The following is a 2,594-nucleotide window of genomic DNA, read 5'->3' as shown; positions in this document are numbered from 1 at the left end:
GAAGAGATTGCAGACGCATATGTAGAAGCAAATATTGAACATCTCCATGAGGATAGTGAGGTTCATTACTTTGTACGTGAAAGTAATGCTTACCATGATCTTTTATCTGAGTTAGCAGAAGAAAAATATAATGATGAGGTCTACGGGACCTATGAAGAGCAAAATAAATTACGTCTTTGTGATGTGATTTAAAAATTCTAAAGGGCGCATTTAAAAGCGCCCCCTTTCATTCATCAATAATTAATTAGAGTAAATTCATGAACACACATGACACTAATAAAGATAGTGAAGGATATCTTATACCTGAAAACGAGGTAGACAACAAAATCGGTTATGTCCAAATGGTCAAAGCCCATGTAATGCATAGGCACTTACATTTGAAACAAGATTTTTCCACTTGGTTTAACGATTGTGTTGAAAAGTTTGATCTAAAAGAAGGCGTGGATTTTGTTTTTACAAAACAAGAATGGAACAGACAGAAGATTTGTCCAAAATCTGAAATAGAAACAGATAAAACAGATAATCATTACTTCAAAATTCACGCAGCAAGGAAAATTGCTCAAGCAGAGCGCCATAGAAACTATGGCAAAATATTATACCAATACTTGTGTTTTCATTAATTTAGGAAGTGATGATGCGAAACTTTATTACAATATCTGAAAACAATTTTCAAAACACAACAGTTCAAACGATGTCTAGTCGTGAAATTGCAGAGTTATGCGGTAAGCAACATGCGCATATTATGCGTGATATTCGACAAATGTTAGGAGAATTATATCCTGAAGGGGGTCAATCCAAATTTGGATCCACCTATTTAGATAAACAGGGTAAGACCCAAAACTGTTACAACCTTCCTAAACGTGAATGCCTCATTTTAGTTTCTGGTTACAGCATGACATTACGTGCTAGGATTATAGACCGTTGGCAAGAGTTGGAAAAGCAAGCAGTAACACTACAAATCGACTATTCAAGTCCAAAGGCTATGATTGGCTTTTTGAATTACCTACAAGGTCAAATAGATCAAAAAGACACCATCATTGAAGATTTAACACCAAAAGCCATGGCTCTTGAAAGCTTACAGCGCCATGATGGACTCTTTGGTCTTACAGAAGCCGCTAAAATACTCGAGATGCAACCAAAACAATTCATTCAATTCTTACAGCAAAAAGGGTGGATTTACAGACGAGCAGCAGGTGGAAATTTGCTACCGTATCAAGACAAAATCCAAAAGCAACTTATGGATTGTCCAACCATCACGCTTCAAACCGCGAGTGGAATAGAAAAAATCATTCCTTGCGCAAAAATCACAGCAAAAGGAATAGGTGCGCTGTCTCAAGAGCTTAAAAGACAAAGCATGCATTAATTAAGGAATGCAATAATGGAAAAGAAATACGAATTTACTGATAAAATCGATATGATTTATTTGCGTAAATTTTCAAACTTTTTATTTGACAAAATACTATCAGTATGTCTACTGTCGAATCAGGTGCTTGAAAAACACCTTAAATGCATAGCGGATGAATTGCCGAAACAGTTTATTTTCCGCATATTAAAGGCTTTGACTCGTTGTATGTTACACGCATATAATGACTTTGTCGGGTGTAGTTACGCTATACAATACTCTTTATGGGGAAAGCGTAACGACGGACTATGCACCGTGTTTTTCAGCACCCGGCATCCTTTATTGGATGTCAATGAAAAACATCTAACTGCATAGGAGTTCATTATGAACACTCTTATAAAAATTACAGAACAAACAATTGATCAGGAAACAGTTCAAACCGTTAATGCGCGTGAGTTGCATGCATTTTTGGAAAGCAAACAAGATTTCTCTACTTGGATAAAAAAACGCATCATTGCTTATTCTTTTCTTGAAAGGCAAGATTTTATTCGCTTCCACAAAAAAATGGAAGCGAACAATGCTATAGCAGTAGAATATCATCTCACCTTAGATATGGCGAAAGAGCTTTCCATGGTTGAACGTAATAAGAAAGGACGACAGGCACGTCGTTACTTTATTGAGTGTGAGAAAAAACTAAGAAACCAATCTGTTGATTATGATCGTGATACACGCTTTGATTTGCCAAGCTATTGGGAGGGAATGAACGCTGGTGAAAAAGTTTTATATCTTTTAGGTCCAATTCATGTGCGTCTTCTTGATGCCTTCAGAGTAGATGAAGAAAACAGAAAATATAAAGCTCTCATTAAAGAAGCAAAACAAGTCTTAGAAAGATCTGTCGTAAAAGCTGCTTAGTTTAAAATATGATTTCATTTCCTCGTCTTTAAGGGCGGGGAGGTGATAATACCACAGTCTCTAGAAACAGGATTGTAACAACCAAACAACCATTTTCAAAACATGCGTGATTCACGCCACGGGTGAATTGCGCTCAAATAGGAGGAAATCAAGATGAGTGAACAAAACACTAGCCTAACAGAAGTAAATAAAACAAACGATTGTGAAATCAAACCTACAGCTATGGAACTTATTTTAGAAAGAGCTTTAAAAGATGATGTTGGTCTGGACCGTCTCAAGAGCCTTCTCGAATTGCGAGAAAAGGAGATAGAACGACAAGAGCGCCAAAACTTTGTCCGTG

At 36.6% G+C, this 2,594-nt stretch carries 3 protein-coding genes and 2 pseudogenes; all 5 read left to right on the top strand.

What is annotated here, in order from left to right:
* Positions 1–192 (top strand): annotated as a pseudogene (locus ACFIO3_RS11290) (hypothetical protein); the annotation flags it as partial.
* Between the two features lie 65 nt (positions 193–257).
* Positions 258–620, top strand: a complete 363-nt coding sequence (locus tag ACFIO3_RS11285) for an antA/AntB antirepressor family protein (protein ID WP_375607536.1) — start codon at positions 258–260, stop codon at positions 618–620.
* A gap of 14 nt (positions 621–634) precedes the next feature.
* Entirely contained in the window at positions 635–1,363 is a 729-nt protein-coding gene (locus ACFIO3_RS11280; RefSeq protein ID WP_375704478.1) for a Rha family transcriptional regulator, read from the top strand.
* 363 nt (positions 1,364–1,726) lie between these two features.
* Positions 1,727–2,254 (top strand): antA/AntB antirepressor family protein, encoded by a 528-nt coding sequence (locus ACFIO3_RS11275; protein WP_375704477.1) that lies wholly within the window; start codon positions 1,727–1,729, stop codon positions 2,252–2,254.
* A 153-nt stretch (positions 2,255–2,407) separates the two neighbouring features.
* Positions 2,408–2,594, top strand: a pseudogene (locus ACFIO3_RS11270) (recombinase); the annotation flags it as partial.

Source organism: Bartonella sp. AD328YNZD (genome assembly GCF_042196425.1).
The sequence above is the reverse complement of the archived record's forward strand: the minus strand, read 5'-3'. Positions and strand labels throughout refer to the sequence as shown.

What these genes read in the sequence shown, in the direction of transcription:
- ACFIO3_RS11285 (WP_375607536.1), top strand. Translation starts at nt 258, where the DNA reads ATGAACACACATGACACTAATAAAGATAGTGAAGGATATCTTATACCT.
- ACFIO3_RS11280 (WP_375704478.1), top strand. Translation starts at nt 635, where the DNA reads ATGCGAAACTTTATTACAATATCTGAAAACAATTTTCAAAACACAACA.
- ACFIO3_RS11275 (WP_375704477.1), top strand. Translation starts at nt 1,727, where the DNA reads ATGAACACTCTTATAAAAATTACAGAACAAACAATTGATCAGGAAACA.